The sequence below is a fragment of the Paenibacillus sp. FJAT-27812 genome, from assembly GCF_001273905.1.
Lineage (GTDB): Bacteria > Bacillota > Bacilli > Paenibacillales > Paenibacillaceae > Pristimantibacillus.
Genome location: NZ_LIGH01000001.1, coordinates 6,162,302 through 6,189,163, shown reverse-complemented (window position 1 = coordinate 6,189,163; position 26,862 = coordinate 6,162,302). Strand labels below are relative to the sequence as shown.

General features: G+C 45.2%; 24 protein-coding genes. 18 read left to right on the top strand and 6 right to left on the bottom strand.

Annotated features, from left to right (window positions below; translation table 11 throughout):
- Positions 1–83: 83 nt before the first annotated feature.
- From ADU23_RS26460 to ADU23_RS33980, 18 genes are all read left to right on the top strand, one after another.
- Positions 84–1,079: a phosphotriesterase family protein gene (locus ADU23_RS26460; protein ID WP_053376493.1), complete on the top strand. Its 996-nt coding sequence runs from the start codon at positions 84–86 to the stop codon at positions 1,077–1,079.
- The gene (locus tag ADU23_RS26455) at positions 1,064–2,014 is read left to right on the top strand and encodes a phosphoglycerate dehydrogenase (protein ID WP_053376492.1); all 951 of its coding nucleotides are present in this window, start codon (positions 1,064–1,066) and stop codon (positions 2,012–2,014) included. The genes ADU23_RS26460 and ADU23_RS26455 overlap by 16 nt, the downstream gene beginning before the upstream one ends.
- A 3-nt stretch (positions 2,015–2,017) precedes the next feature.
- Positions 2,018–2,668, top strand: a complete 651-nt coding sequence (locus ADU23_RS26450; protein ID WP_331459288.1) for a bifunctional 2-keto-4-hydroxyglutarate aldolase/2-keto-3-deoxy-6-phosphogluconate aldolase — start codon at positions 2,018–2,020, stop codon at positions 2,666–2,668.
- 4 nt (positions 2,669–2,672) lie between these two features.
- Positions 2,673–3,491: a glucosamine-6-phosphate deaminase gene (gene nagB / locus ADU23_RS26445; protein ID WP_063846108.1), complete on the top strand. Its 819-nt coding sequence runs from the start codon at positions 2,673–2,675 to the stop codon at positions 3,489–3,491.
- Between the two features lie 149 nt (positions 3,492–3,640).
- On the top strand, positions 3,641–4,462 hold the full coding sequence (locus ADU23_RS26440) for an SDR family oxidoreductase (protein WP_053376491.1): 822 nt from the start codon (positions 3,641–3,643) through the stop codon (positions 4,460–4,462).
- A gap of 218 nt (positions 4,463–4,680) precedes the next feature.
- Positions 4,681–6,177, top strand: coding sequence for a glycerol kinase GlpK (gene glpK / locus ADU23_RS26435; RefSeq protein ID WP_231637537.1), 1,497 nt, complete (start codon positions 4,681–4,683; stop codon positions 6,175–6,177).
- A gap of 26 nt (positions 6,178–6,203) precedes the next feature.
- Positions 6,204–7,175: a sugar ABC transporter substrate-binding protein gene (locus ADU23_RS26430; protein WP_053376490.1), complete on the top strand. Its 972-nt coding sequence runs from the start codon at positions 6,204–6,206 to the stop codon at positions 7,173–7,175.
- A gap of 34 nt (positions 7,176–7,209) precedes the next feature.
- A complete protein-coding gene (locus tag ADU23_RS26425; RefSeq protein WP_053376489.1) occupies positions 7,210–8,739 on the top strand; it encodes a sugar ABC transporter ATP-binding protein in 1,530 nt (509 codons plus the stop codon).
- Positions 8,714–9,715, top strand: a complete 1,002-nt coding sequence (locus ADU23_RS26420; protein ID WP_053376488.1) for an ABC transporter permease — start codon at positions 8,714–8,716, stop codon at positions 9,713–9,715. The genes ADU23_RS26425 and ADU23_RS26420 overlap by 26 nt, the downstream gene beginning before the upstream one ends.
- A gap of 127 nt (positions 9,716–9,842) precedes the next feature.
- Positions 9,843–10,748, top strand: a complete 906-nt coding sequence (locus ADU23_RS26415) for a MurR/RpiR family transcriptional regulator (RefSeq protein WP_053376487.1) — start codon at positions 9,843–9,845, stop codon at positions 10,746–10,748.
- A gap of 162 nt (positions 10,749–10,910) precedes the next feature.
- Complete coding sequence (locus ADU23_RS26410; protein ID WP_053376486.1) at positions 10,911–11,951, top strand: zinc-dependent dehydrogenase; 1,041 nt, start codon at positions 10,911–10,913, stop codon at positions 11,949–11,951.
- A 17-nt stretch (positions 11,952–11,968) separates the two neighbouring features.
- The gene (locus ADU23_RS26405; RefSeq protein ID WP_197286109.1) at positions 11,969–13,027 is read left to right on the top strand and encodes a galactitol-1-phosphate 5-dehydrogenase; all 1,059 of its coding nucleotides are present in this window, start codon (positions 11,969–11,971) and stop codon (positions 13,025–13,027) included.
- Positions 13,028–13,069: 42 nt separating this feature from the next.
- Entirely contained in the window at positions 13,070–14,011 is a 942-nt protein-coding gene (locus ADU23_RS26400; RefSeq protein WP_053376485.1) for a shikimate dehydrogenase family protein, read from the top strand.
- 28 nt (positions 14,012–14,039) lie between these two features.
- Positions 14,040–14,621, top strand: coding sequence for a glucose-6-phosphate isomerase (locus tag ADU23_RS26395; RefSeq protein ID WP_053376484.1), 582 nt, complete (start codon positions 14,040–14,042; stop codon positions 14,619–14,621).
- Positions 14,622–14,793: 172 nt separating this feature from the next.
- On the top strand, positions 14,794–16,248 hold the full coding sequence (locus ADU23_RS26390) for a spore germination protein (protein ID WP_053376483.1): 1,455 nt from the start codon (positions 14,794–14,796) through the stop codon (positions 16,246–16,248).
- Between the two features lie 69 nt (positions 16,249–16,317).
- Positions 16,318–17,508 carry a Ger(x)C family spore germination protein gene (locus tag ADU23_RS26385; protein WP_053376482.1) on the top strand — a complete coding sequence of 397 codons (1,191 nt, stop codon included), beginning with the start codon at positions 16,318–16,320 and terminating at the stop codon, positions 17,506–17,508.
- Positions 17,505–18,605, top strand: coding sequence for a GerAB/ArcD/ProY family transporter (locus tag ADU23_RS26380; protein ID WP_053376481.1), 1,101 nt, complete (start codon positions 17,505–17,507; stop codon positions 18,603–18,605). Before ADU23_RS26385 ends, ADU23_RS26380 begins: the two co-directional genes overlap by 4 nt.
- Positions 18,602–18,727: a hypothetical protein gene (locus ADU23_RS33980; protein WP_269433135.1), complete on the top strand. Its 126-nt coding sequence runs from the start codon at positions 18,602–18,604 to the stop codon at positions 18,725–18,727. The genes ADU23_RS26380 and ADU23_RS33980 overlap by 4 nt, the downstream gene beginning before the upstream one ends.
- Before the next feature lie 513 nt (positions 18,728–19,240).
- Here the strand turns inward: ADU23_RS33980 and ADU23_RS26375 are convergent.
- The 6 genes from ADU23_RS26375 to ADU23_RS26345 form a co-directional block, all read right to left on the bottom strand.
- On the bottom strand, positions 19,241–20,200 hold the full coding sequence (locus tag ADU23_RS26375) for a TIGR03571 family LLM class oxidoreductase (RefSeq protein WP_053376480.1): 960 nt from the start codon (positions 20,198–20,200) through the stop codon (positions 19,241–19,243).
- Between the two features lie 17 nt (positions 20,201–20,217).
- A complete protein-coding gene (locus tag ADU23_RS26370) occupies positions 20,218–21,429 on the bottom strand; it encodes an MFS transporter (RefSeq protein ID WP_053376479.1) in 1,212 nt (403 codons plus the stop codon).
- A gap of 610 nt (positions 21,430–22,039) precedes the next feature.
- The gene (locus ADU23_RS26360; RefSeq protein WP_053376477.1) at positions 22,040–23,155 is read right to left on the bottom strand and encodes a GerAB/ArcD/ProY family transporter; all 1,116 of its coding nucleotides are present in this window, start codon (positions 23,153–23,155) and stop codon (positions 22,040–22,042) included.
- Positions 23,152–24,345: a Ger(x)C family spore germination protein gene (locus ADU23_RS26355; protein WP_053376476.1), complete on the bottom strand. Its 1,194-nt coding sequence runs from the start codon at positions 24,343–24,345 to the stop codon at positions 23,152–23,154. The genes ADU23_RS26360 and ADU23_RS26355 overlap by 4 nt, the downstream gene beginning before the upstream one ends.
- A gap of 42 nt (positions 24,346–24,387) precedes the next feature.
- Entirely contained in the window at positions 24,388–25,860 is a 1,473-nt protein-coding gene (locus tag ADU23_RS26350) for a spore germination protein (RefSeq protein ID WP_053376475.1), read from the bottom strand.
- Positions 25,861–25,938: 78 nt separating this feature from the next.
- A complete protein-coding gene (locus ADU23_RS26345; protein ID WP_053376474.1) occupies positions 25,939–26,805 on the bottom strand; it encodes an AraC family transcriptional regulator in 867 nt (288 codons plus the stop codon).
- Positions 26,806–26,862: the final 57 nt, after the last annotated feature.

Genomic DNA, 26,862 nt, shown 5'->3' with positions numbered 1-26,862 from the left:
TCATTATTTACAATAAGAAAATATAATTCTATAATGAAAGCGTAATGAACGGGACTAAAATAAAGAATGAGCTATGCGAGGGGGTGGAAATTACGGAAAATATTCGTACGGTTCTAGGGGATATACCAAAAGAACAATTAGGCTTTTGCCATAGTCATGAACATCTATTTATTGCCAAAGGAACGCCTTCACAGACCAATCCTGTACTGCAAATCGATGACTTTGAGAAAACGAAACAAGAATTGCAAGTCTTTCAGCGTCTAGGAGGCAAAGCCATCGTGGATGCGCAGCCCATTGGCTGCGGTCGAATGGCGGATTGGCTGGCAGAAGTATCAAGGCAAACCGGCATTCACATTATAGCTTCTACAGGATTCCATAAGCAGAGCTTTTATCCGGAAGATCATTGGCTGCTTCGATGGAGCGAAGATCGTTTGGCAACGCTTTTCATCAATGAAATCGAATCGGGGATGTATATTCATGCAGATAATCGTGACCCAGTTGACCGGATTGATGCCAAAGCCGGGTTAATCAAAACCGCGATTGAGGAGGATCGGCCAGGCTTGATGGCCATCAAACTGTTAAATGCCGCGGCGCAAGCTTCGCTTGAAACCGAGACTCCCATCATGTGCCATACGGAGACGCATCGCCAAGGTATCGTTGTGGCAGAACATTTCATGAAGCTGGGTGTAGCTACTGAGAATCTGATCATTTGCCATTTGGACCGTACGCTTGAGGATTACAGCGTCCATAAACAGTTGGCTGAGTACGGCGTTTACCTAGAGTACGATACGATCGGCAGGTTTAAGTATCACAACGATGAGGAAGAAGCGGATTTGATCATTCATATGCTGGACTCCGGATACGGGGAGTCTTTGCTCATGGGTCTTGATACGACCCGAGCGAGGCTGAAGAGCTACGGAGGCGAGATCGGTTTGGATCATATGACGGCTAAATTCATCCCGTTGCTGCGTCAACGCGGGGTATCGGAGTATGCCATAGCAGATATGATGGTTCATAATCCTTCCAAGGCATTTACAAGGAAAAAACGAAGAGGTGAAAACAAATGGCTTATAAAGTGATGGTAACTCCTCGTTCCTTTGGAAAGGGTAATTCCCAACCGATTGATATTTTAAGGGAGAACGGCTGCGAGCTTGTTCTTAATCCGTACGGCCGCATTCTTAACAAACAGGAAATGGCGGAGATGATCCGGGATGCAGATGCAGTCATTGTCGGCGTTGATCCTATCGATCAAGAGGTACTTGAGCAAGCGACCAAGCTTAAAGTTATTTCCAAATACGGTGTCGGCACCGATAATATCGACTTGAATTATGCGCGGGACAAGGGAATACCCGTAACCGTAACGAATGGAGCCAATAAGGATGCCGTTGCAGATTATACGATGACGCTAATGCTCGCTGCCGCAAGAAAAATGATTCCGATTGACAAAGCCTGCAGGCAACTGAATTGGAATAAGATTACCTCGGTCGACGTATGGGGGAAAACGCTGGGTCTCATCGGACTCGGTGCCATTGGGAAAAGCGTTGCCGCTAGGGCAAAAGGGTTTAACATGGACATCATTGCTTATGATTTGATGAAAGATGAAACCTATGCTTCTGAAAATCAGATTAAATATGTAAGTTTGGACGAGCTTCTGCGCTGCGCTGATTTTATTAGCCTGCATTTGCCGTTAACGGATAAAACGTTACATTTGATAGGTGCGCAAGAGCTTGCAAGCATGAAAGAAACGGCCGTTATCGTGAATACGGCTAGAGGCGGTCTTATTCATGAACAAGCGCTTCTTGAAGCTTTGAAGGAAAAACGGATATGGGGAGCAGGTCTCGATGTATTCGAGCAGGAGCCGCCGCAGGATAAAGGTTTTCTGGAGCTGGACAATCTGATCATCGGATCGCACTGTGCCGCTTCAACCTATCAAGCTATCGAGAATATGGGAATTATGGCTGCAGCAAATGTTCTGGAGCATCTAAAGCAATCATCTTTGATGGAGGGGAAATGAGATATGAGCATGAATAAGCTGAAAGTGATCAATCGATTGTGCGAGGAAGGAATTGTCGCTGTTATTCGTGCGGATCATAGCGATCAAGCTGTCAAAATCGCAGAAGCATGCCTGCGAGGCGGTATTTCGAGCCTGGAAATTACGTTCACAGTTCCTTATGCTCAACGAGTCATCGAGAAGCTGTCGAATCACTTCGCGCCTGGAGAGGTTACGATCGGTGCTGGAACGGTTTTGGATTCAGAAACGGCCCGTATTGCGATTTTGTCAGGCGCACAATTTGTTGTCAGCCCGTTCGTCAATACGGATGTGATACAGTTATGCAACCGTTACGGTATTCCTTGCATGCCGGGAGCCATGACGGTGAAGGAAGCGCTCGAAGGCATGGAAGCGGGTGCCGATATCATTAAGCTTTTCCCCGGCGAGACTTATGGACCTCCGATGATCCGTTCCCTAAAAGGCCCGCTGCCCCAGCTGAATCTGATGCCGACTGGCGGTGTTAACGTCGATACGATTACAGAATGGCTTGAGGCGGGAGCGGTAGCCGTAGGCGTCGGCGGATCTTTGATTAGTTCGGCTAAACAGGGAGATTTTGCAACTATTACTGAAAAAAGCCGGCAGCTCGTGGATAAAGTGAAAGCTTTCCGAGGAGTATAAGATCATGAGAATTGCTATATTTCGTGATGCGGGGCAAGCCGATCATATAGGAGCGGAAATTCTAATCCACACCATTCGTGAAAAAAACAATCCCAAGCTTGGGTTAGCAACAGGCTCTTCGCCTGTCGGGATTTACAAAAGAATGGTTGATATCGTTAGAAAAAGCAAGGTCAGCCTTAAGCATGTATCCACCTATAATTTAGATGAGTATGTAGGTCTGTCTAAGGATCATCCCCATAGTTATGCGGCATTTATGGAGGAGCATTTGTTCCGGCATGTCGACATCTTGCCTGAGCATGTTCATATACCGAGTGGAACCGCCGAATCTGTCGAGAAGGAATGCATTCGATATGAAGAGCTGTTGCGGGAGACCGGTAATTTGGATATCCAGTTGCTTGGCATCGGGTTAAACGGGCATATCGGTTTCAACGAGCCGGGAGAACATCTTTCCAGCGAGACTCATCTCGTGACGTTAACGGAAGAGACCCGTTCGGCAAACGCCAAATGGTTTCATTCGGATGACCAAATCCCAAGGCAGGCCATTACAATGGGCGTCGGTCCAATCATGAAGGCTGGAAAAATATTGTTTATAGCGAGCGGCGAAGGTAAAAGCAACATCATTAAGGAAGCGTTTACAGGTCCTCTTACGACCAGGTGTCCGGCGTCCTTCCTTCAATTGCATCCCGATTTGATTGTGCTATTGGACGAAGAAGCGGCAGCTGGCTTGACTTGCGGCAGCAAACCGTCTTTTCGGATGAATGGGAACAAAAAAATCGAATTTCTATATGACCCTAATGAACAGGATTTAGTTGGAGTAGTCTGAGCGAAAAAGAGTATCATGCCTTAAATAGAATAAAATTTTATTTTATTATTGACAGTGAAGAATAATATTCTATAATGAGGATATGAAGTCCTTATTCATTAGCTAGAGAGTCAACCAGAACAGATTTTAAATGAGAGAGGAAGAAGTAAATGTACGCTCAAGGAACTCAATTGGAAGGTAAAGTTGCTATCGTCACTGGAGCTGCTTCTGGAATTGGTGAAGCTGTATCGAAAATATTCGCAGCAAATGCAAGCAAGGTTTTATTGGTGGATATCGACGAGAACCGCATGAAGCAAGTTGCGGCAGAGATCGAAGCTAATAACGGAATTTGCGATTGGATCGTTGGTGATGTTACCGAAGAGCAAACGGTTGCCGATTTCTTTAAATATGCAAAAGACAAATGGGGCAGCGTCGATCTGCTTGTAAATAGTGCCGGACGCGATTCGTTGTCTCCTCCGATCAGCGATACGACGCTGGAAGAATGGAACAAGACGATCGGACCAAATTTGACGGCGGTCTTCTTATGCTGCCGAGAAGCGTTCCGTTACATGGAAAAGCAAACGACTGGCGGTAGAATTATTAATATGGGATCTTCTTCAGCCAAAGTAGCATCTTGTCCTGGACATAGTCCTTATCGCGCTTCTAAGCATGGCATGATGGGGCTAAGCAAAAACATTTTGCTAGAAGGCAAAGACAAGAACATCGGCGTAACTGTAATCAATCCGTCTCATGTTAAGACGCCAATGACAGAGGTTATCGACAAAGGTATTTACGACGGAGAAATTCCTGCTTATATCGATGGATGGTTGGATGAAAAGGAACTTAAAGAGGGAATCTATAATAGCTGCATCGACGTCGACAATGTTGCGGAAGCAACCTTATTCGTAGCAACGAGAACGCCGGACGTTACGATTCCTTCATTCTCCTTCTATCCGACGCACAAGGTACATCGTTACGGGATGGAAGTATAGAGCACGGATAGTAAATTAAAAAAACAAGCCATGATTAGCTCGATCATCCATTGCAGCAAGCCATTATGCCGCATCGGTCAGTCGAGCTAATCATGAAATGGATAGGATGAGGCTTAAAATAGTACTTAAAAGAGCAGATTGATTTATGATAGTCATTATTGAAAGCGTTTAAATAGTGCAGACTTCTTCAATTAGCACAGGAAAGCGGGAGGTTTGGCGTGACAAAGAAATATGTGATGTCATTTGATTGTGGAACGACTAGCGCAAGAACTATTTTGTTTGACCATAATGGCAATATCGTTTCAGTGGCTTATCAAGATTTTGCCCAAATTTATCCGAAGCCAGGCTGGGTGGAACATAATCCGATGGATATCTGGGAGGCCCAATTAATAACTGCAAATGAAGCGTTGAAGAAAGCGAACGCAAGCGCACTGGATATAGCAGGGATCGGAATTACCAATCAGAGAGAGACCACTATTATATGGGAAAAGGCAACAGGAAAACCTGTGATGAACGCTATCGTGTGGCAGGACCGCCGGACTTCCGATGTTTGCCAACAGCTGAAAGAACAAGGATTGACTGATTACGTTAAGGAAAATACAGGCTTGCTGATCGATTCCTATTTCTCGGGGACGAAAATTAGATGGATTCTCGATCATATCGAAGGGGCAAGAGAGAAGGCTGAAAGAGGCGAGCTGCTCTTCGGTACTGTAGATTCTTGGCTTATATGGAATCTGACCGGCGGGAAGGTGCACGTTACCGACTACTCCAATGCTTCGCGAACGATGCTATTTAACATCAACCGGATTGAATGGGATGACAAATTGTTAAAAGAGCTGGACATTCCGCGAGCATTGCTTCCCGAGCTTCGTCCTTCCAGCGAGGTTTACGGCAGGACTGATGAATCCCTGTTTGGCGCAAGCATTCCGGTTGCAGCAGCTGTTGGAGACCAGCAGGGAGCGCTTTTCGGACAGGCATGCTTTCAAGAGGGGATGGTGAAGGCGACTTATGGAACGGGAGGCTCGCTGCTCATGCACACCGGATCTAAGCCGATCCGATCTGATTCCGGTCTCCTTACTACTGTAGCTTGGGGATTAAACAACAAAGTGGAATATGCGCTTGAAGGTCTGTTATATGTAGTAGGCGCTTCCGTACAGTGGCTTCGAGACGAGCTGAAGCTGATATCCGATGCTAACGAGACGGAGCAGCTCGCTCAAGAAGTCCCGGATACAAACGGCGTTTATGTCGTACCGGCTTTTGTAGGGCTTTCCGCGCCATACTGGGATCAGTATGCGCGTGGCGCAATCCTTGGATTGACCCGCGGCGCGAACCGCAACCATATCGTTCGAGCAACGCTTGAATCGATCGCATATCAAATTCGTGATGTCATTACATGTATGGAGTCGGATTCCGGCATTACGAATCGCGAGCTCAAGGTCGACGGCGGCGTTTGCTGCAATAACTTCGTCATGCAGTTTCAATCCGACCTTCTCGGTGTTCCGGTTATCCGCCCGAAAGTTGTAGAATCAACCGCGCGTGGAGCCGCATTTCTGGCAGGTTTGGCAACAGGTTTTTGGAGGAATCAAAGCGAGCTGCTTGACACGTTTGAACTTGATCGCAGGTTCGAGCCTTCAGTCGAAGAATGTAAGCGTAATCAATTGTACGCCGGATGGCAAAAAGCAGTGGATAGATCGAAAGCATGGGAAGAGCATTAAACCTATTTTAAAGGGGGATATATTCTATGAAAACAGGAAAAGGAATTAAGTCTTTAACCCTTGTTCTTGCGATGGTTCTAACGATGGCGACCGTATCGGCTTGCGGAGGAAATACTCAAAATACGGCTGATTCGGCCGGTTCGAATGGAACGAAAAAACATGTGTTTGCTGCCTCTTATTTTACATTAAATAATCCGCATTTTATTGATTGGAGCAAAGGGCTGAAATCCGAGATTGTGGATAAACACGGCGACAAGCTGATAGAGGTTGATGCACAGCTTGATATCAACAAGCAGATTTCCGATGTCGAGGACTTCATTCAACAGAAGGTAGACGCTATATTTATTGCCCCCGTCGACAGTAAAGGGATCAAGACGGCGCTAATATCCGCGCAGAAAGCAAATATTCCGGTCATTATTATGGATGTTCCCCCTCAAGACATTGAGCTTATAACAGCTCTGGTAACCACAGATAACTTTATGGCCGGTAAGGTTCTTGGAGAAGCAATGGTTAAAAACACGGATGGCAAAGCTAACGTAGCCATTATCGATTGGTCGGTCGTTCAGGCAGTTGTGGACAGAACGGACGGTTTCTCCGCTGCTGTTAAAGACGCTCCCGGCATTAAAGTTGTCGCAAGACAAGATGGCAAAGCTTCTACGGAATCCGCCCTGCCGATCATGGAAAACTTCCTGCAGTCCAACCCTGAGATTAATACCGTATTTACAATAAATGATCCGTCAGCCGTAGGCGCACTGGCTGCCATTGAAGCGGCAAAAAGAACGGATATCAAGATTTATTCCATTGACGGGTCGCAAGATGTGCTGAAGCTCATCCAAGATAAGAAGATCGTAGGCACATCCGCACAGTTCCCGGTTAAGATGGGCGAGGTTGCCGGCGCTCTGGTATACAAGATCCTGAACAAAGAAAGCTTCGAAAAGTGGGTTAAAGTTGAAAGCGTATTCGTAGATGAATCGAACTTGCAACAGTATTTGAAATAGAGATTTTGTACTCTGTAATAAAGGAAGGTATCCTATGGAAAACAATACACCTCTATTGCAAATGAAAAATATATGTAAGAGCTTCCCGGGAGTCAAAGCGCTTGACAACGTTCGCCTTGATGTCCAGTTAGGCGAGGTTCACGCTCTGCTTGGCGAGAATGGGGCAGGGAAATCGACACTGATCAAAATCCTTGGCGGAGTATTGATTCCAGACGAAGGAGAAATTTACTTTGACGGTAGGAAAGTGGAGATTAAGGATGTAAGTTTTTCAGAAAGTATCGGGATTGGCATTATTCATCAGGAGCTTTGCCTCGCGCCAAATATGACGGTAGCTGAAAATATTGTTTTAGGAAGAGAGCCCTCGAAGGGCCCATTCCATCTTGTAAATTCGAAAGCGATTACTCAGTTCGGACAGAAAATTCTCGATCAATTTGGATTGGATATCGATGCGGGCGAGTATGTAAGCAATCTAACGGTTGCGCAACAGCAAATGGTTGAAATTGCAAAAGCGTTATCCAAAGATAATCGTATCATCGTTATGGATGAGCCAACATCATCGTTGACGGAGAAGGAAGTCGTGAAACTGTTGGATACGATACGGGGACTGAGTCAAAAGGGCGTTTCTGTTATTTATATATCCCACCGAATGGAGGAATTGTTTGCAATCGCGGACAAAGTAACGATCATAAGGGACGGCAATTATATAGGCACTAGAAGCATGAAAGATACGAGCTATTCGGAACTCGTCCAAATGATGGTCGGAAGAGAATTGTCGGAAATTTATGCAAAGCCGATTATGCAGCGGGGAGAGAAAATTTTCGAGGTTCGTAATCTTTGGTGCGGCACGCGAGTGAAAAATATTAGCTTTAGCTTGCACAAGGGTGAAATTCTCGGATTTTACGGGTTGGTGGGCTCTGGGAGAACGGAACTGATGAGGGCTATTTTCGGAATCGACAAACTCGTCAGCGGCGAGATCTATCTTAATCAGGACAAGATAAGCATTCAAAATCCCTGGGAAGCGATACAAGCGGGAATCGGATTCGTGCCGGAGAACCGGAAAGAGCAAGGAGCAGTCCTTATTCAAAGCGTTTCTTTCAATATCAGTCTCAGCGTGCTTGGTTCTTTAGTCAAGTTGTTTCAGGTGAACAGGAGACAAGAGGATCAATTGGTGGATGAATATATCGCTAAACTATCGATCCGGACGCCTTCGCCCGAGCAGAAATTAATGAATCTTAGCGGAGGGAACCAACAAAAAGCAATCATCTCCAAATGGCTAGCCATGAAGCCTAGCATATTGATTTTAGATGAGCCTACCCGCGGGATCGATGTCGGCGCCAAAAAAGAGATTTACTCTATTATGTCGGCTTTGGCGCAGTCGGGAGTAAGCATTATGATGGTCTCTTCTGAGCTCCCAGAAATCATCAATATGAGTACGCGAGTGATAACCTTGAATCAAGGGGAAATCAGTGGTGAATTAACGATGGAAAGCGAGATTACCCAGGAGAATATTCTTACTCACGCAACTGGAGGTTTAAAAAATGAAAGCCAACTATCAACGCTTTAGCCAAGCACCCCTAAAGAAGAAGGATTCATGGAAAAAAAATCCCGCCGTGCAGTATTTCATTTCGAACTCTGGCATATTAATTGCCCTTCTTAGCCTCATTGTTTTTTTTGCCTTAACGACTTCGACGTTTATGACAACCAGCAATATATTAAACGTCCTAAGACAGATTTCTATTAACGCTATAATCGCGTTTGGAATGACTTTTACGATACTGATTACTGGCATTGACTTATCTGTCGGATCGCTTCTCGCTGCTTCCCAAGTGATTACGATAGGTTTGCTGTTTATGGGCGTGCCCATCGTCCCGGCTCTTGCGGGCGGTGTGTTAATAGGCGGCGTGCTTGGTCTAATAAACGGGTTCGTTATTACAAAGGGCAAGATACCTCCCTTTATTGTTACCTTATCGATGATGATTATGGCACGAGGCTTATCGTACGTGCTAACCGGCGGCAGGCCGATGAGCTTCAATAATGATGTGCTTTCTTTTATCGGAAACGGATATATCGGTCCCATACCCGTACCGGTTATCATTATGATTATCTGCCTTATGCTCACATCATTCCTATTAAATAAAACAAAGTTCGGAAGACATGTATATGCTGTAGGAGGGAATCGCGAGGCTGCAAAGTTCTCAGGCATTCGCATCTCGAAGATTGAAATGATGGTATATACGCTATCAGGGCTTTTGGCAGGATTAAGCGGAGTTATTTTAGCTGCGAGAATGTCATCCGCCCAACCGACATCCGGCAGCGGATTCGAGTTGGATGCCATAGCGGCCGTAGTCTTAGGCGGAACAAGCTTCTCCGGGGGAATAGGTAAGATTGGCGGAGTATTCATTGGTGCGCTCATTATCGGGGTTCTGAATAACGGGCTGAATTTGCTGCATGTATCGTCGTATTGGCAGATGATCATCAAAGGACTTGTTATCGTAACAGCCGTTTATGTCGACTCTCTTAAGAAGAAAAAACGGAGATGATGGATTTCTTGCAGAAAAGGGGGGCTTCGAGTTGATAAATAGGTTCTACTTGAATAGAATAGTTTGTATCGCCCCTTAGGATGGATGAAAATCCTGGTGAATATTCATGATACGAGGTGCACCGCAAATGGAAGAAGGAAACCAAGCCCCATACCAGGACGTTTTTAGACTTATTAATAAGAAAATAGCCTATTTAAATCCTGCTCTTCGCCGAATTGCGGAGTATATTATTGAAAATCCGATACAGTGCAAAATCATTACGACCAAGGAACTTGCGGCTGCATGCAACGTGGCAGAATCCACAATTACCCGTTTTGTCAAAGAGATTGGATTGGATAGCTACCGGGAGTTGAAAATCGGTATCGCCGAGTCATTAACGATGAACGATACCTCTAGCATAGCAGCTGAAGAGAAGTATGTTTATGAAGACATTACTCAAACGGATACAATGGAAATGATTCTTGAGAAAGTGCTGTACCGTAACGTGCAGACGATGACGGAAACCAAGCAGCGCATAAACCTTGAAGAGCTAGGCAAAGCGGTAGAAGCAATCGACAAAGCAAATGTGATTCTCTTCAGCAGCATGGGTTCCTCGAAGGCAGCCGCAGCATCGGGCGTTTTGCGCTTCACTCGTGCTGGCAAGAAATGCATGCTGCTTGGGGACCAAAGCTCTTTACTGATGAGCGCCGCGATTGCTGGCCCCGAGGATGTGATGATTGGAATCAGCAACTCAGGCCGTTCGAAGGATGTCATCGATTCCATGAAACTTGCTCAATCGAGAGGAGCTCGCACGATTGGCATTACATCCTTTGAGGATTCACCTTTAACGAAGTATTCGGACATCTCTCTGTTCACGTCAGCCAAATCGTCTAACGATGGATCTGCGCTTTACTGGGAGGCTGCGGCATCCAAGACAGCCCAAATCTTGGTGCTTGATTTGATTTACGCATCCTACGCAGCGAAAAATTCCACTCAAACATTAAATTATATGGAAGAAACGTATAAGGTGCTTCGCAGTTCGAGAGAGAAGTGACTTCAGCATCTAGTAGTTGACTCTGTCAAAGTAGGCTGCAGCTACTTTGACGGGGGAGTCTTATGTCATGAATAAAATAAAATAATATTTTATTGTTGACCTAATAGAATAAAATTTTGTATAATCCAGTTGATTGAAATGCTATTAGAGAGGGGCTTTTATATGAAAGCAGCGTATTATTACGGCATCGGCGACATTCGTGTTGAAGATGTGCCAATCCCGGAAATTCAAGAAAACGAGATGCTTGTTAAGGTCAAAGCATGCTCCGTTTGCGGAACGGACAACCGCATCTATAGGCACGGGCACTTCAAAGTTCCCGAAGGTGTAAAACGCGTGCTTGGCCACGAAACCTCCGGTGAGGTAGTCAAGATCGGATCGAATGTCAATGGCTTTAAAGGCGGAGAACGGGTCGCCCTGCCGCCAAACGTAGGTTGCGGCACCTGCCATATGTGTATACGGGGCTACAATCAGCTTTGTCCGAACTATCAAGCTTTCGGAATCAGCATGGACGGCGGCTTTGCTGAATATGTGAAAATCCCTTCCTTTGCGGTAAGCAACGTCATTAGAATCCCGGACCATGTAAGCTACGAAGAGGCAGCTTTGGCAGAACCGCTTTCTTGCGTGCTGCACGCCTACGAATCTCATAAAACGGTCCCGGGCGATACGGTTCTTATTATCGGACCCGGCCCAATCGGCGCCCTACATGTCATGATGAACAAAATGGCCGGCGGACGCATTATCGTTGCGGGAAGATCGGACTCGCGCCTCGAGAAAATGAAACGATACGGAGCGGATATCGTCATTAACAACCGCGAATCGGATTTGAAGGAAGAAATCGATAAAATAACGAACGGTTTCGGCGTGGACGTCGTGATCACTTCTAATTCCGATCCCGAGATGCAGAAGGTCGCGCTTGAAGTTGCAGGTTATCACGGCCGGGTCTCGTATTTCGGAGGCTTACCGAAAGGCAAGGAATATGTGACTTTAAATACAAATCTCATTCACTATAAAGAGCTTCTCGTGACTGCCACTACAGGCTCCAGCTTATTGGATGTGCACAAATCTATGGACATGATTTCCACAGGCAAAATAGATGTTAAATCGCTCATTACAGCAAAATTTTCGATCGAAGAAACCGTTGCCGCTTTAGACTATGCGGCACAGGGATCAGGCATGAAGGCTCTTATTACATCCGAACGTTAACTTTTAGGAGGAAGCATATGAACATCAAGGTTATGAATGCTGCTGTCTTGCATGCGCCTGCCGATTTACGATATGAGGAGGTAACGGTGCCATCCTATAATGAGGACGAGGTTCTGGTGCGCGTACGGGCAGCAGGGGTTTGCGGCTCCGACTTGGGACGTGTGATGAAGACCGGAACGTACAGCTTTCCGACTATTCCCGGCCATGAGTTTTGCGGCGAAGTTGCGGCGGTCGGAGCTAACGTGAAAGATTTCAAACCGGGTGACCGGGTTGCCGTTGCTCCGATTCTCCCATGCGGAAGATGCAAGTTTTGCGAAGCGGGTGATTACGGTCTATGTGATGATTACAATTATCTCGGCTCCCGAACGCATGGCGGATATGCGGAGTACGCGGTTGCTCCGTCTAGAAACCTGATCCGATTGCCGGATAGCATGAGCTTTATCGAAGGGGCCATGGTAGAACCAGCAGCTGTCACTCTTCATGGCATGATGCGCGTAGGCATCAACGTAGGCGATACGGTTGGGGTACTAGGCTGCGGGACAATCGGACTCTTTGCGATACAATTTGCCAAAATTATGGGCGCAACACATGTGATTGCGACAGATGTCGCTCCGGATAAGCTTGACTTAGCGAAGCAATTGGGCGCTGATCTATGCCTGAATTCTAGTGAACTCGATGCTGTCCTGAAAATGAAGGAGTTGACCGGAGGTAAAGGAGTCAATGTGGCGGTAGAAACCGCAGGAGTGGTGCAAACACAGGAGCAATGCTTGAGAATTGCCATGAAGAAAGGCCGTGTTCTTTATCTGGGAACCGCTCACCGGGACGTTGTCTTACCGCCAAAAAGCTTCGAATGCATAGTGAGAAATGAGCTTACCCTTGTCGGCTCTTGGAATTCTTACAGCGCTCCGTTCCCTGGCGTAGAATGGCAAGCAACGATCGATTATGCGAAGAGCGGAGCTTTAAGGCTTCAACCTTTAGTGACTCATATCTTTAATCTCTCTGAGGCTCCGCAAGTGTTCGTTGATCTAGTTGACCGCAAATATCCGTTTACGAAAGTGATTTACGTAATGAAGTAAGTGGTTACGCTGCATTCATCAAATACGTTTAGGAGAATGAATATGAATCTACCATCTAAAGCAACCCAGCCGACGATGTACTTTATTGGGGTAACGACAATAAAATCGTCCATCATGAAACTTTTCCCGCTGTGGGCAGAAGCCCTTGGATTGAATGGTGCCGTAATCAAAGGAATCGATATCGACATTCACGCGAAACCGGAAGCGTACAGAGAAGTCGTGGAATTTATTAAAAACGATGAATTGTCACTTGGCGCTTTGGTGACTACTCATAAAATCGATCTCTATCATGCCGCCAGCGACCTGTTCGACTATTTGGATCCCCATGCGCAAATGTTCAAAGAGCTTTCTTCGATTTCCAAGAAAAATGGGAAATTGGAAGGTTACGCGAAGGATCCGATATCGAGCGGATTAGCGATGGAAGCTTTTATACCGGACAATTATTGGACTGACCACGGCGGTGAAGTATTGATTTTAGGCTGCGGGGGAAGCGCCCTTGCGATTAGCTCTTATTTAACGGAAAAAGAGCATGGCAATAATAAGCCTTCGAAGATTATTCTTACGAACCGCAGCAAGCCGAGATTAGATTCAGCCAAGGAGCTGCTGTCGCAGATACACACGGATGTTATCTTGGAGTATCATCTTTGTCCGGATTCTGCCCAAAATGACGAGGTATTAGCTGCACTTAAGCCCCATTCTATGGTTATAAATGCCACGGGACTTGGCAAAGACAGACCAGGATCCCCGTTAACGGATCAGGGCATCTATCCGCAAAACGGATTGGTCTGGGAGCTGAATTACCGTGGTGAGCTTGATTTTATGTTTCAAGCTTTAAAACAAAAAGACGAGCAAAATCTTCATGTGGAAGACGGCTGGATTTATTTCATACACGGTTGGACCCAGGTTATTGAAGAAGTGTTCCATATCGATATAAAAGGTGACTTGCTGAACAAATGCGCGAAAATTGCGGAAAGCATTAAATAACAAAATCAAAGACCGAGGGGTGTTTAGGATGACTAAGGAAATATCAGTTAAACCATTTTCGATGTATTTTGATTTGATCAGCGGTATGTCAAACGAGAAGAGTACGACCAAGCGATACCTATCTAATATGAGAGGCATGTTTTCAGACAGTGAAGCGCTGGAAGCCATGATCCAAAACGAGAATACGCTGATATATGAATTTTTCGAATTGGAGATGCCGGAAAAAGACGGTCACTTGTTATTTGGCACAAGCATCGTATATCCGGGCAAAGTAGGCAACGAATATTACATGACTAAGGGACATTTTCATACGATTCTAGATACAGCCGAAGTCTATTACTGCCTGGGAGGCAAGGGTTATATGCTTATGGAAAATCCTGAAGGTGATTGGATCGCCGAAGAAATGACCCCGGGAAAAGCCGTTTATGTACCGGGGCGATACGCTCACCGAAGCATCAATGTGGGCGATGAGCCCATGATTACTTTCTTTGTCTTTAGAGCGGATGCAGGTCATGATTATGGAACCATTGAATCAAAAGGCTATAGAAAATTAATTGTAGAAAATGACGGCAAAGTTGAAATCGTAGACAATCCTAAATGGGGGGGTTAAAGTCACCCTAGAATGTAGAAGACAAAGCATCAAAACAGCCATTGCTGCTATAGCAATGGCTGTTAATGTTAGGTGGTGAATATTTCTAGATCAATTTTGTCATAATATGGTGACACAAATAATGGAATTGATGTTTCTGTTCAAATCGCAAAGCGGCAAAGAGGGGATTTAAGTGGCTGAGCAGTACGAAAAAGGCATTATTTCAGGTAATTTGATCAGCGATGACGCACGTTTTCGTACTCTTTTCGATCGATGCGATGATATCGTATTTCGAAGCATCCGCTTGGGAGGGGACTTAAGCTGTCTACTTGTCTTTGTAGACGGCATGGTGGATGAGCATCGGATAGAGTCACAATTGCTTCAGCCGCTGCTTTCATGTTTTCTTTCGGAAGAAGAATGGGAAAAAGGCAAATGGGCAGGGTTGATTCACAAGGTGCTGCCGACGGAAAAAATCAACGTCATCATGAACGAGGATCAAGCAACAGAAGCGATATTAAATGGAGAGGTTCTTCTGCTGGTCGATGGCGTGCCAGGCGCTCTTCTAATTGGAATGACTTCCATTATAACGAGATCCATCGAAGAGCCGTCGTCAGAACCAGTCATACGGGGACCGCGAGATGGATTTACAGAATGTATTCAGATTAATGCCACCTTAATTAGACGCAGATTAAAAACGCCAAGATTAAAGAGCGAATCTTATCAGGTCGGCGAACTATCCCGAACAAAACTAACGGTCATGTACGTTGAAGGAATTGCGGCGCAAAGCCTAATCGACGAAGTAAAAGCGAGGATTCAAAACATTCATTTGGAAGTCGTGCTTGAAAGCGGATTTATCGAGGAGCTTATGGCGGATAACCGTCATTCCCTTTTCCCACAGATGATGCCTACCGAACGCCCGGATCGAGCTGCGGCTGCACTAGCCGAGGGGAGAGTGGTTATTCTCGTCGATAATACGCCATTTACGCTAATCGCACCTAATACAACGTTTGAGATGCTCCAAGCGGCGGAGGATTACAGCCAAAACTATATTATAGTGACAGCTACTCGCTGGCTTCGCTTTTTTTTGGCCTTGATCGCCCTTATATTTCCCTCTATGTATATCGCAATAACGACGATGCATCAGGAAATGCTGCCAAGCGACCTTTTGCTAAGTATCGCTTCATCTCGGGAAGCTGTGCCTTTTCCGGCTATCGTGGAAGCTATCATTATGGAGCTTGCTTTTGAAGGCTTAAGGGAAGCTGGGATACGACTGCCTCGCCAAGTGGGACAAGCCGTAAGCATCGTTGGGGCATTGGTTATCGGACAAGCGGCCGTGCAAGCAGGTCTCGTATCAGCCTCTCTTGTTATCGTTGTATCCTTTACAGGAATTGCATCCTTTATCTTTCCGACTTACAGCCAAGGCTTAGCGATTAGATTTCTTCGTTTTCCTTTAATGATCATCGCGGGGACTCTCGGCCTATACGGCATTTTCATTTTTATGCTCGCTTTACTTATTCACTTGTCTAAATTGAAATCCTTCGGTGTGCCTTATCTTACCCCCGTGTCTACGATGAATAATTTCGTTGGCGTGAAGGATGTTTTCATGCGAGTGCCTTGGTGGAACCGTAATAGAGAAAAACGAACGTAAACGGCAGGGAGAGAATGAGGATAAGACTGCTTTCAGGCGATACGAGTACTTCGAAAGGAAAAGTTGCCGATGCTGCATTTGATCAATCGAACGATCATTTTTGTACTCGCTTTTATTCTGCTCTCCGGTTGTTGGGGCAGAAGGGAAGTAAACGATATTGCTATCGTTGCCGCTACAGGCGTTGATTTGGTGCAGAACAACCTCATTCGAGTGACTCTTCTCCTTGCCGTTCCACGGCTTGTTGGCACCTCATCCTCGAACGACGGGGGAGACTCAGGGCTCGAAGCAACCGCCGGCTGGGTCGTTTCGGAAGAAGGGGAGACCGTGACGGAAGTATTTCAAAAATTGCAAAAAAAGCTCTCCCGAAAAATTTTTTTCTCCCATAATCGAATAATCGTCATCGGAGAGTCGCTAGCGATGCATGGGATGTTCCCGATTACCGATTTTTTCATTCGCAACAGACAGTCGCAGCTAAAGAGCTATGTCATTGTCACAAAATCAGAAGCGTCAGATTTACTAAGCTACAAACCGAAATTCGAGAAGCTTGTCTCTGAAGTCATAAGGGGAGAGTTGAAGATGAATGTGGGTTCCTCCGTTCAATTAAGCAGGTTTTTAGCTATGTTGACGGATGTAGGACAGGAAGCATATGCTCCATTAATCTCGATTGCCCCTCCTCAGAAATGGGTTGCCAACTCAACCAGTTTAATGGTTTCCAAGGGCGCAGCCATCTTTCAAGAAGACAGACTCATCGGGTGGCTAAACGAGACGGAAACGATGGCTTTGCTATGGATACGCAATGAGATGAAAGACGGCGTAGTCGCCGTGAACGTTCCGGAAGAGCTCGGCGGCGGACACGTCATTGGGGAAATATCGAGCGTGAAAAGTAAAATATCACCCATTGAAGGGAATGGTGCGCTTAAGATGGCCATCAACATTTCATCCTCGCTGACCATCATTGAAAATACGACGAAGCTTGACTTGAAATCAGCCTCTAATCGGAAAATGCTAAACCGCTTATTTACGGATGCCGTAAAAAAAAGAGTTGAAATGTTATGTGCGAAAGTACAGAAAAAATTACATTCAGATGTTTTCGGTTTTGGACAAGCCATCTATCAACAAGACCCTCAATCGTGGAATAAATATTATTCAAAAAATTGGTCAACCTTGTTTCCTGACATCAAAGTCGATATTTTGGCGAAATTAAAAGTCGTGCAAACCGGATTACTCGAAGGCGGCAGTACAAGGGAGGATATTAAATGATAAATATATCGTCTTATCATTTGTTTTCACTCATGGTTTTGTTTCAATTCGGGACAACGGTAATCTTCGGCTCCGGTTCCGACTCAGGACGCGATGCTTGGATTACCGTAATGATATCGTCATTGTTGGGTGGGATACTCATTGCGGGTTATGTCACGATCGCCAAGTTCAATCATTTTGATCCATTTGTGCAATGGTTTCAAAGAAGGTTAGGGAAATGGCTCGGAACGCCGATCGCTTGGCTTTATCCACTATTATTCATCTATACCGCTGCGCGTATCATATGCGACCTTAGATTCCTGCTCCCGCTGACGCTACTTCCAAAAACACCGGAATGGTTCTTCATAGGCGTTCTGATTCTATTGATTTTGTATATATTGTACGCTGGGATTGAAGTTTTGTTTAGAATTGCAGGAGTCCTTTTGCCGGTGCTGATCCTATTTATTTTGTTTGAAACTATCGTGCTTTTGTCTTCGGGCAGTTTGCACAGCGGATATCTAAGGCCCGTGCTAGCCGATGGATTCGGCAGAGTACTCAACAATGTTTGGCCGGTAGGCATAACGACGACATATGGAGAATGTTTTGCCATGGCTGTATTTTGGTGCATGCTTAAGAAAAAAGGATATTTAGGGCGCATCAGCATTGGGGCTACCCTATTTGCCGGTTTATTTATCGTATTATTTGATGTATTAGCCATAACCGCATTAGGAGAGTATCTGTTCCAGAAAATGGTCTTTCCTGCCTTTACCATATTGAAAATGACTAGCGTTGCCGACTTTTTAGAAAATATGGAGGTTTTTGGAGCCATGTATTTTATTTGCTCAGCCTTCATTAAGATATCCGTTTACTTGTTTGCTGCAGTACTTTGCATTCGCGATCTGACCTATTCGTCCAATGATCGACTAGCCATATGGATGACTACGTTAATTGCATATGTAATGGCAATGTCAATGGCTAACAATCTAACCGAACATTTAGAGGTTTGGCTGGGCAGCATTGCGAATATTGTTGTGGTTCCGATGTATATCGTCTTGCCGGGAATCATTCTTATGCTGTCATTGTTCGGTAAGCGGAAACGCAGGAGGGAGGCGCAGTGAGCATTCATTTTCCATGGGTATCAAGCGTGTTGATTCAATGGCCTTGGGCACTGCCGATCACGATGGTTGCAGCGGCTTTGCTCCTATCATTAATAAGCTGGTTTAAACCAAGAAAGAAATAAGGTGAGCCGTTTAGAGCGATCCAAAGGCTTTTTTTGTGCATTTATCTCTTATTGTGACGAAATGGATGTAACAAAGCGAAGGATGATTTGGAGCTTGATTATGTGATTTGTAAAAGATGCGACTCCATTAATCGCCATTCTACCAACAAGCCGTGTGAAACGTTTCTATGGCGAATGCTCTGAAGGCTGTAATAGCGAATGGGGTGGAACGAGAGAATTTGACTAATATGAAGAGGTTTTTTCATTTAGGAGGATTGACCATAATCGGCAAAGCATTGGATGCTTAACGGGCCCATCTCTGACAGCATGAACATCGACGATGTCGTACAAGCACTGACCGTGAAAAATTAAACAGCCATTAACTATTTAACTGAATGTTATGTAGTAATAATCAAAAAACACTCGGAATAGGAAATATATCCGAGTGTTTTTTTTGATGTTTTCATATAGGCTTTCATAGAAATGTAAGACTTAATAGGGAAAAGGTAGGCCATGAATGAATGGAATGCTATATTACCCGTTGACGTTGTGTGGCGGGAAATGTGGCAATACGAACTCTCCCAGTTCTTGTATAACCTCATCAGCTGGTCTCTGACTATCAAAAAGAGCGAAAAAGAGATGATTTACGCCAATGTCTTTATATAATCCGAGCAATTCTATTAATTTATTGCGACCAACTTTAAAACCTAGCCGAATCGGCGTAGCATCTTCATCTGGGTCTTCTACTAAGTCGAGATGCATAGGCATGGAAAATGGTCGGAATTCGGTATGATTTTGGCGAGCTGCTGACTCTCTCCATGCTTTTATGGCTTCTGACTGTCGTATTGGTCCTTGCGGATAATACATCCACCCGTCACCATGGACACCAAGCCAATCAAATTCTTGCTGGGCAACTCCGGTTATCATAGTAGGGATTCTTCGCTCTAGTTTCGGAACGAGAGTCGCCTGTTGAATTTGACCATAACGAGAGTCGATTTTAGGATAATGCTCATAGAGTGCCTTTTCGAGATAGGACAAGGATTCACGGAACTGAATGCCGCGGCTCGGATGGTCGACTCCAAGACCTTGGAAATCAGCACGCCTATCGCCGGAAGAGATCCCCATGATGAGCCTTTCGGGAAAAAGCGCTTCAATCGTAGCGACCTCTTTTGCCAGCCTTAACGGATGGCGAAGAGGAAGCACGAGCGCAGATGTTCCAAGCGCGATTTTTTTGGTTTGACTAAGCAAATGAGTGCCAAAAATCAAAATATCATGAATTTGTCCTACAGCAGGATCTCCAAAAAGCGGATCTTCCAAAATAACGTCTCTGAGCCATAGTGTAGTAAAACCGTAGGCTTCAGCAGTCTGCGCCAACTCAATTTGATTAGCCATCGTTGGAGCTTTCATTTGATAGTTTTCAAGCGGAATATGGAGACCAAGCGTTAGCTCGCCTTCTTTGTACATGCTTTGGTAAGATTGATGATTGCTAAACATTCGAATTCCCCCTTACATTAATTCCGTTCAAGCTTTGCCGAAATACCTGAGAGTATAATCGCGATGGCAACCATAATTGCACCGATCCATGGCGTATGCACAAGACCCAGCGAATCGATAACGATCCCGCCTACTATTGACCCAACAGCAATACCGATGTTAAATGCTGCAATATTAATTGCGGAAGCCACATCAACAGCCGATGGCACATACTTTTCGGCAAGCTGAACAATATATAACTGAAGACCAGGCACGTTCATAAAGGCAAGCAGACCCATTAAAATGACACCAATTATGCCAGCTATTTTAAATGGAGCTAAGAAGGTTAACAGAACCAATACAGCCGCTTGAACGATAAACATCCAAAATAATACGCGTATTGGGTTTTTATTTGCTAGTTTTCCGCCTAAAGAGTTACCAAATGCTACAGCGATACCATAGGCGATCAGAAGAATATTAATGAAGCCATGGCTTAGGCCGGTTACATCATGTAGAAGAGGCGTTAGATAAGTGAAAGCGACAAAGGTTCCTCCATAACCGAATGCCGTAATAAGGAAGCCCAGCATCAATCGCCCATTTGTAAGCAGTCGGAACATATCTGATAATTTGGATGGTGGAGATTGTTTTAGATTTTTTGGGATAAGCACAGCGCTTGAAATGATCGCAATAACACCAAGCAAGGCAACACCCCAAAAAGTTGCTCTCCAGCCAAATGCCTGTCCGATAAATGTTCCGAGAGGGACACCGGTCACAATTGCGATAGTAAGTCCGGTAAACATAAGCGCGATGGCACTACCCTTTTTTTCTGGTGATACTAATTGAACTGCAATGGTCGCTCCAATGGAGAAAAAGACGCCATGGGAGAAGGCCGTGATGAATCGAGCAACAAGTAGAAGTTCAAATGATGGAGAGAGTGCGGCGACAATGTTTCCGACGATGAATACAACCATGAGCGTCATAAGCAAGGATTTGCGGCTCATGCGATTGGTGAGTGCGGTAAGGATAGGCGCTCCGACAGCGACCCCGATGGCATAACCTGAAATAAGAAGCCCGGCTAACGTGATACCGATGTTTAAATCTTCTGCAATAGAAGCAAGAAGACCTACAGGGACAAATTCTGTTGTTCCAATACCGAATGCGCTAATTGCAAGCGCAAGAAGCGCCCATGTGCCCGTTTTTGGTTTTGCTTCATGACCAGAAGCTGATGATTTTGCAATCGTATGACTCATGTTTATTCCTCCTGAGATTAATTTTTTTTGACCGGTTCATGAGTGCTATTATATAACCATATAAATGTTATTGGTAAGTACGTACTTTTTAGTTATATAGACACTTAAAAGTACCTATAGATCAGCTCTGCCACGAATGGCGCTCCAAGATCACGAAGCTCGTATCCCAGCAGGAAAGGAGGATGCTTACCGGGAACCATTTCTTTTGCCCCAGACAAGAGGTTATCAAATCGATAAAGCAACAACCACTAAACCTAACGGTTTGTGGCAAACGGCTGCTACTTTTTTTTTCATTCATAAAAATCACGCTGCAAATGTTGACAGCTATATCCCTGTCCTTTTTCCTTCATGAATATCCGTATGGTTAATGACAACGGTCAACACTTTTTTTGACATTTGCTTATCCCCCAGTAGTATTTGATTATTGATGTATCCCTATTCTAAGGTCTGAGTCATATATAAAACAAATTATGAAATAGCATAATACAGATAAATATATTTATATATAGCTTTGAAAATAAGAAAAGACAAACAAAGTAACGTATAACGAATGTTCTACATCGTATAAGTATAAACAGCCAACATATTAAACCTTTCCGTACCACTCACATCATGGATCGACATGTCTAGTGTGACGCGAACGCTTACGTACAGTGCCAACAATCCACAGCAGGAGGGGGATGCCGGTCAGCACGATCGGCATGAAGTAATGAAGCCCCAATTGAACCTGAATTTTGGATGCATAAAGTCCAGTTTGAGGAAACTTCCATGCGATAAGAAACACTGCCGGTGCGATCACCCAGATTGAACGAGTCCAATGCTTCAAGCCTAACCATTGGGATATCCCGTAGCATGTCGAGAATAAATAAACGCTTAATTTAATAAATACGCTAAAGAACCAGATAACCGTTGAAAAAATTTCGATGTTTTGTATGAATTCCATGAGTGAGACGTACCGTATCATCTCAAAAGTCGGGAACAGCATTTTGGACGCTAAAGCAGGACCGAAGATTGACAAAGCCGTCAAGGTCAGGACGGAGGAAATGACTGAGACTACCGCAACGCCCCATACGACCTTTTTCGTTCCTTGACGAGGATTCTCCATGAACTTAGTCAACATAAGAAGGAATACGGCATCACCAAATACCGAAGCAGGTGTCAGGCTTCCTCGAATAAGCGCTCCGACACCGGAATCGCTAAAGACGGGCAGAATTTGCTCAAATTCGAAGTTGTTAAAGCTTAGGCATATGATCAAAACGACGATTACCATAATAATAGGACCTACGATCTGGCTGCAGCGCGCAATCGATGCAATCCCTCCAGTCCATACCAAGCCAGATACGATCAACATCATCATAAGCATCAGTACGCTTGTAGGTGTTTGATCAAACATGATCATTTGGAAAAAATCAGAAAACTGGCGAAGCAGAGTACTCGAGATGAATATCCACATCGCCAGAAAGGGAACGACAATTATTTTTCCAAGCCACCGGCCTAGAATCGTCCGACTGAATTCGACGAGAGTCTGGTCTGGGTATAAACGAGCCAAGGCCACGGATAGGAGTGTAATTCCGCAGGCTATAACGCCCCCGATCAGGAAAGACATCCAGGCATCCTGCTTCGCCGTGTGGATGACAAGCGATTGGGTCAAGTACAAGGTCATCGCCATTTCAATCGAAAACGTCATCCAAAACACTTGATTTACAGATATTTTGGGCTTGTTCATCGTTTTGTTTCCTCCTCCCGCCAATGTAAGCCAGGCCCAGTCAGCCCTATTTGAGTTACCGTAAAATCCGCTTTTACATCAAATTCTGCCATAGTAAAATGGTCATTCCAGTTTCCTTTCCATTTTTTCCAAAGAGAAGGGTTTCTTCTATGCAATACTTCACCAAAGCCGAAAATATCTTCGCGATATGTATTTTGCATTTTGAATATGATCTGTTTTATTTCTTTTGCTGCTTCGGATTCCAGAGCTTGCTTGACCAGCTTGGCATTTTCAGGATCGCGTAGATTAAGCCGGCTTTGGTTCTCGCGAATCATTCCTTTGCCGGTCAATCGGACGTGAAAGACAAGCTTGCCGTTTTGGACGTCCGTTCGAATTTTGCGACCAGCCCGCGAGAGGTGCAAGCTGACACTTCCTTGCCCATTCGGAATGAGGGCTGTTACCGTTGTGCTTCTCAGAACACCTGTAATCCAATTCACATTCAGCGCTTCCTCTTGACGGATAAATCCTTTCAATTTCAGCTTATTATCAAAAATGGCCATACCATTGATCCGAAAAGCATGTTGTTTTGTTGCATCTTGATTTTCGCCGTCTTTTTGTTCCAAAGAAATCACGGGCATTACGGGACTAGCGCCTTCGCTACTAGCTGCTCTCAGAAATCGCATAAACGTCGTCTGTTTCATGCCGCTGGTAAGCTCCAATATTTTATAAGCGCCGATCGCGGGAATCTTCTCCAAGGGATATCCGGATTGGAGTAGTTCCCGGGCTGTGCTGCCTTTAACGACGAAGATATCTGTGCGCAACCTGACTTCTGGATTACGGGTATGCTCATCCAGCAGGTCGGTAATCCCTTCCTTTGCGAAATGTTCCCCGATAAAAACAGCTCTTCGGTGGCTAGGAAACACTTGGCGAGAAAGCTTACCCTGCAATTCACCCGCTGCTTGGCTTACATTTTTACCCTTTCCTGAAACGATGAAAAATCCGGTGCTGTTACCGGAGGAATTACCTTTTCCTCCTGCTTGGCTCTGTTGGCCTGGTATTAGTATTTGCCCGCTCAGGATGATATCTCGATTCGGGGCACGGTCAAAACCTGAGCCAATCCAGATGGACCGGTTGCTCAACTCCTTCTGATCCCAGCAAGCAATCGTGAGAAGTTGTAACATCACTAGGACAACCCCGAATTTACGATACATGAACCATCACCTTCTTTTGGAAATTCGGCTGCCTGAACATCATTAAGTGAGATTGTCGTTATTTCCTGTCGTTTTTTTCGGACGACGACGGAGGTTCCATCTCGGCGCGCGATGCATAAGACTTTTGTCAAAGCCTGCTATTTCGGGAGTTACAGGGGTGAGGTACGGAACGCCGAATGAACTCAGGCAAGTTAAATGGATGAGGATCACCGTAATCCCGACAAGGATTCCGTAAACTCCGATAAATCCTGCTAGCAGAAGCATCGGAAAACGGAGAATCCGGAACGCATTTCCCAAATTGTAGCGAGGTATTCCAAAGGATGCGATGCCGGTAGTAGCTACAATGATGACCATGGGAGCGGAGATGATGCCTGCTTCTACAGCTGATTGTCCGATGACTAGGGCGCCTACGATGCTGACGGCTGAACCTACCGTTTTCGGCAGCCGGACTCCGGCTTCACGAAGGGCTTCAAACATAAACTCCATCATTAGCGCTTCTACAACGGCTGGAAAGGGCACGCCCTCTCTTGCTGCTGCGATGCTGATAAGAAGGACTGTCGGGATAATCTGCGGATGAAAGGTCGTTAGAGCAACGTAAATCGACGGGAGCAGCAGTGCGATCATGAGCATAAAATACCTGACCCAACGCACAAGCGTCGTGAAAACCGCTCGTTCGTAGTAGTCCTCCGATGCTTGAAGACCGGTCCAGAAGGTCATGGGAACGATGAGCACGAAAGGCGTATTCGCTGTGACAATCGCCACTTTGCCTTCCAATAGAGCACTGCACACGACATCGGGACGCTCGGTGTTCTGAATTTGTGGAAAGGGAGAATACGGAGTGTCCTCGATCTTCTTCTCGATGTATCCCGATTCAAGGACCCCATCGATTTTGATCTGACTGATGCGCCGTATTACTTCTTCCACGATGGATTCATTGGCGACCTCATGCAGATAGATAATTTCTACTTTTGTACTTGATTTTTCCCCGACTTGGAAAGACTTGTTGACCAATTGGGGGGTACAGAGCCGTCTTCTTATCAAACTCGTATTTACTCGAATAGACTCGGTAAAGCCGTCACGAGGACCACGGACTACGACTTCGCTAGAAGGCTCTTCGACGCTGCGCTCTTGGTAGTGCTGGAAGTCCGCCAGCATGGCCTCGGATTCGCCTTCGGCGAGGAGGGCCACGTTACCCGAAAGAATTCCCTCGACTACTTTCCCGGCAATCGTTACCGAGGATACTTTCAATACCGGAAGCATCAGCCGTTGAACCACCTGAGAAAAATGGGAATCCTCGTTGCTATCGCCCGGAAACCCTTTGTATAAAAAGGGTTTTAGAATGATTTGTTCTACCAAATTAGTATCGCATAAGCCATCAACGTATACGAAAAGCAGTGTTTGACCATCCGTTTGAAGCTTCCGGAATACCACATCAGACGAATTGTGAAGGATATCCTTCAGAATAGCCTCACTCTCTGCAAGATCCGATGTAAGTACCTTCTCTGTAAGTTTCATGAATCACCACTCCAATTCATGGTTAATTTGTCTCTGGAGGGGATTAATTATGCATATAAAATATTAACCCAAACTAGCCTAGCTTAGGCAGTTCGGGTTTTTTTTATATTGACCGGGGTTGATCCCCGTAGCGGATTTGAATGTTTTGGAGAAGTGATGAACATCCGTAAAGCCACAAAATTCGCTCGTTTTTTGGAGAGATAGACCTTCCTTCAATAGTTCCTGCGCATGCTCGATTCGTAATTTCAACAAGTATTGATAGGGAGTCATGGCAAATTGCTGTTTAAAAAGCACGGTAAATCGAGAAGGCGAAAGGCAGGCCCTTCTTGCCATATCGCTTACGTTGATAGGTTCAGAGATGTGAAATGCGAAATAAGATAAGATCCAGTTCAGGAATGGCTGGCGGGATAATGAGCCAGGTTGAGGCTTCATGTATTGTTTGAATAGAGCGGTCAGAAATTCGTGGGCAAGTCGATTGGCTTCCATGATTCCCAACAAAGTTTGCAGCTGCCAGCATTCAATCATTTTAAATAGAAGATCCCGCATGTACGCATGGTCTTTCTCTAGTTTGAAGGGGATTCGAATCGCCTCGAAATCATGCAGTCTAGGCTGCATGAAAGACGCATACGAAGTCATGTCCACTTGACCGGGAAGGGTGATGAAGCTGCTTTCCCTTAGCGGATTATAGAAAAAATCGAGGTGAACGTACGGATTAATCGTATTTGTAATTCCCTTAATGGTATGCACGTCGCCTGGTTGAAGCAGGCATAGATCTCCTTCCTTTAATGCGTGCAGTTGACCGTTAATCTGAATCTCAAACTGGCCTTCTTGGACGTAAAAAAGGATGTAGTCCAGCAGATTGCGTTCTCCTAGCATAAACGGCTGCCGGATCGCATAATCCGAGTTGCGAATATAGGGGGCTATGGCATGGTCTTCTAATCTCATCCGTAATAACCTCTCTCATAAGCAAAAGATGATTGTTTTATACATAAAAATGAAGAC

What these genes read in the sequence shown, in the direction of transcription:
- ADU23_RS26400 (WP_053376485.1), top strand. Translation starts at nt 13,070, where the DNA reads ATGAATCTACCATCTAAAGCAACCCAGCCGACGATGTACTTTATTGGG.
- ADU23_RS26355 (WP_053376476.1), bottom strand. Translation starts at nt 24,345, where the DNA reads ATGTATCGTAAATTCGGGGTTGTCCTAGTGATGTTACAACTTCTCACG.
- ADU23_RS26345 (WP_053376474.1), bottom strand. Translation starts at nt 26,805, where the DNA reads ATGAGATTAGAAGACCATGCCATAGCCCCCTATATTCGCAACTCGGAT.
- ADU23_RS26440 (WP_053376491.1), top strand. Translation starts at nt 3,641, where the DNA reads ATGTACGCTCAAGGAACTCAATTGGAAGGTAAAGTTGCTATCGTCACT.
- ADU23_RS26455 (WP_053376492.1), top strand. Translation starts at nt 1,064, where the DNA reads ATGGCTTATAAAGTGATGGTAACTCCTCGTTCCTTTGGAAAGGGTAAT.
- ADU23_RS26350 (WP_053376475.1), bottom strand. Translation starts at nt 25,860, where the DNA reads ATGAAACTTACAGAGAAGGTACTTACATCGGATCTTGCAGAGAGTGAG.
- ADU23_RS26415 (WP_053376487.1), top strand. Translation starts at nt 9,843, where the DNA reads ATGGAAGAAGGAAACCAAGCCCCATACCAGGACGTTTTTAGACTTATT.
- ADU23_RS26370 (WP_053376479.1), bottom strand. Translation starts at nt 21,429, where the DNA reads ATGAGTCATACGATTGCAAAATCATCAGCTTCTGGTCATGAAGCAAAA.
- nagB (WP_063846108.1), top strand. Translation starts at nt 2,673, where the DNA reads ATGAGAATTGCTATATTTCGTGATGCGGGGCAAGCCGATCATATAGGA.
- ADU23_RS26425 (WP_053376489.1), top strand. Translation starts at nt 7,210, where the DNA reads ATGGAAAACAATACACCTCTATTGCAAATGAAAAATATATGTAAGAGC.
- ADU23_RS26385 (WP_053376482.1), top strand. Translation starts at nt 16,318, where the DNA reads ATGCTGCATTTGATCAATCGAACGATCATTTTTGTACTCGCTTTTATT.
- ADU23_RS26375 (WP_053376480.1), bottom strand. Translation starts at nt 20,200, where the DNA reads ATGTTTAGCAATCATCAATCTTACCAAAGCATGTACAAAGAAGGCGAG.
- ADU23_RS26450 (WP_331459288.1), top strand. Translation starts at nt 2,018, where the DNA reads ATGAGCATGAATAAGCTGAAAGTGATCAATCGATTGTGCGAGGAAGGA.
- ADU23_RS26430 (WP_053376490.1), top strand. Translation starts at nt 6,204, where the DNA reads ATGAAAACAGGAAAAGGAATTAAGTCTTTAACCCTTGTTCTTGCGATG.
- ADU23_RS26410 (WP_053376486.1), top strand. Translation starts at nt 10,911, where the DNA reads ATGAAAGCAGCGTATTATTACGGCATCGGCGACATTCGTGTTGAAGAT.
- ADU23_RS26420 (WP_053376488.1), top strand. Translation starts at nt 8,714, where the DNA reads ATGAAAGCCAACTATCAACGCTTTAGCCAAGCACCCCTAAAGAAGAAG.
- ADU23_RS26395 (WP_053376484.1), top strand. Translation starts at nt 14,040, where the DNA reads ATGACTAAGGAAATATCAGTTAAACCATTTTCGATGTATTTTGATTTG.
- ADU23_RS26360 (WP_053376477.1), bottom strand. Translation starts at nt 23,155, where the DNA reads ATGAACAAGCCCAAAATATCTGTAAATCAAGTGTTTTGGATGACGTTT.
- ADU23_RS26405 (WP_197286109.1), top strand. Translation starts at nt 11,969, where the DNA reads ATGAACATCAAGGTTATGAATGCTGCTGTCTTGCATGCGCCTGCCGAT.
- ADU23_RS26380 (WP_053376481.1), top strand. Translation starts at nt 17,505, where the DNA reads ATGATAAATATATCGTCTTATCATTTGTTTTCACTCATGGTTTTGTTT.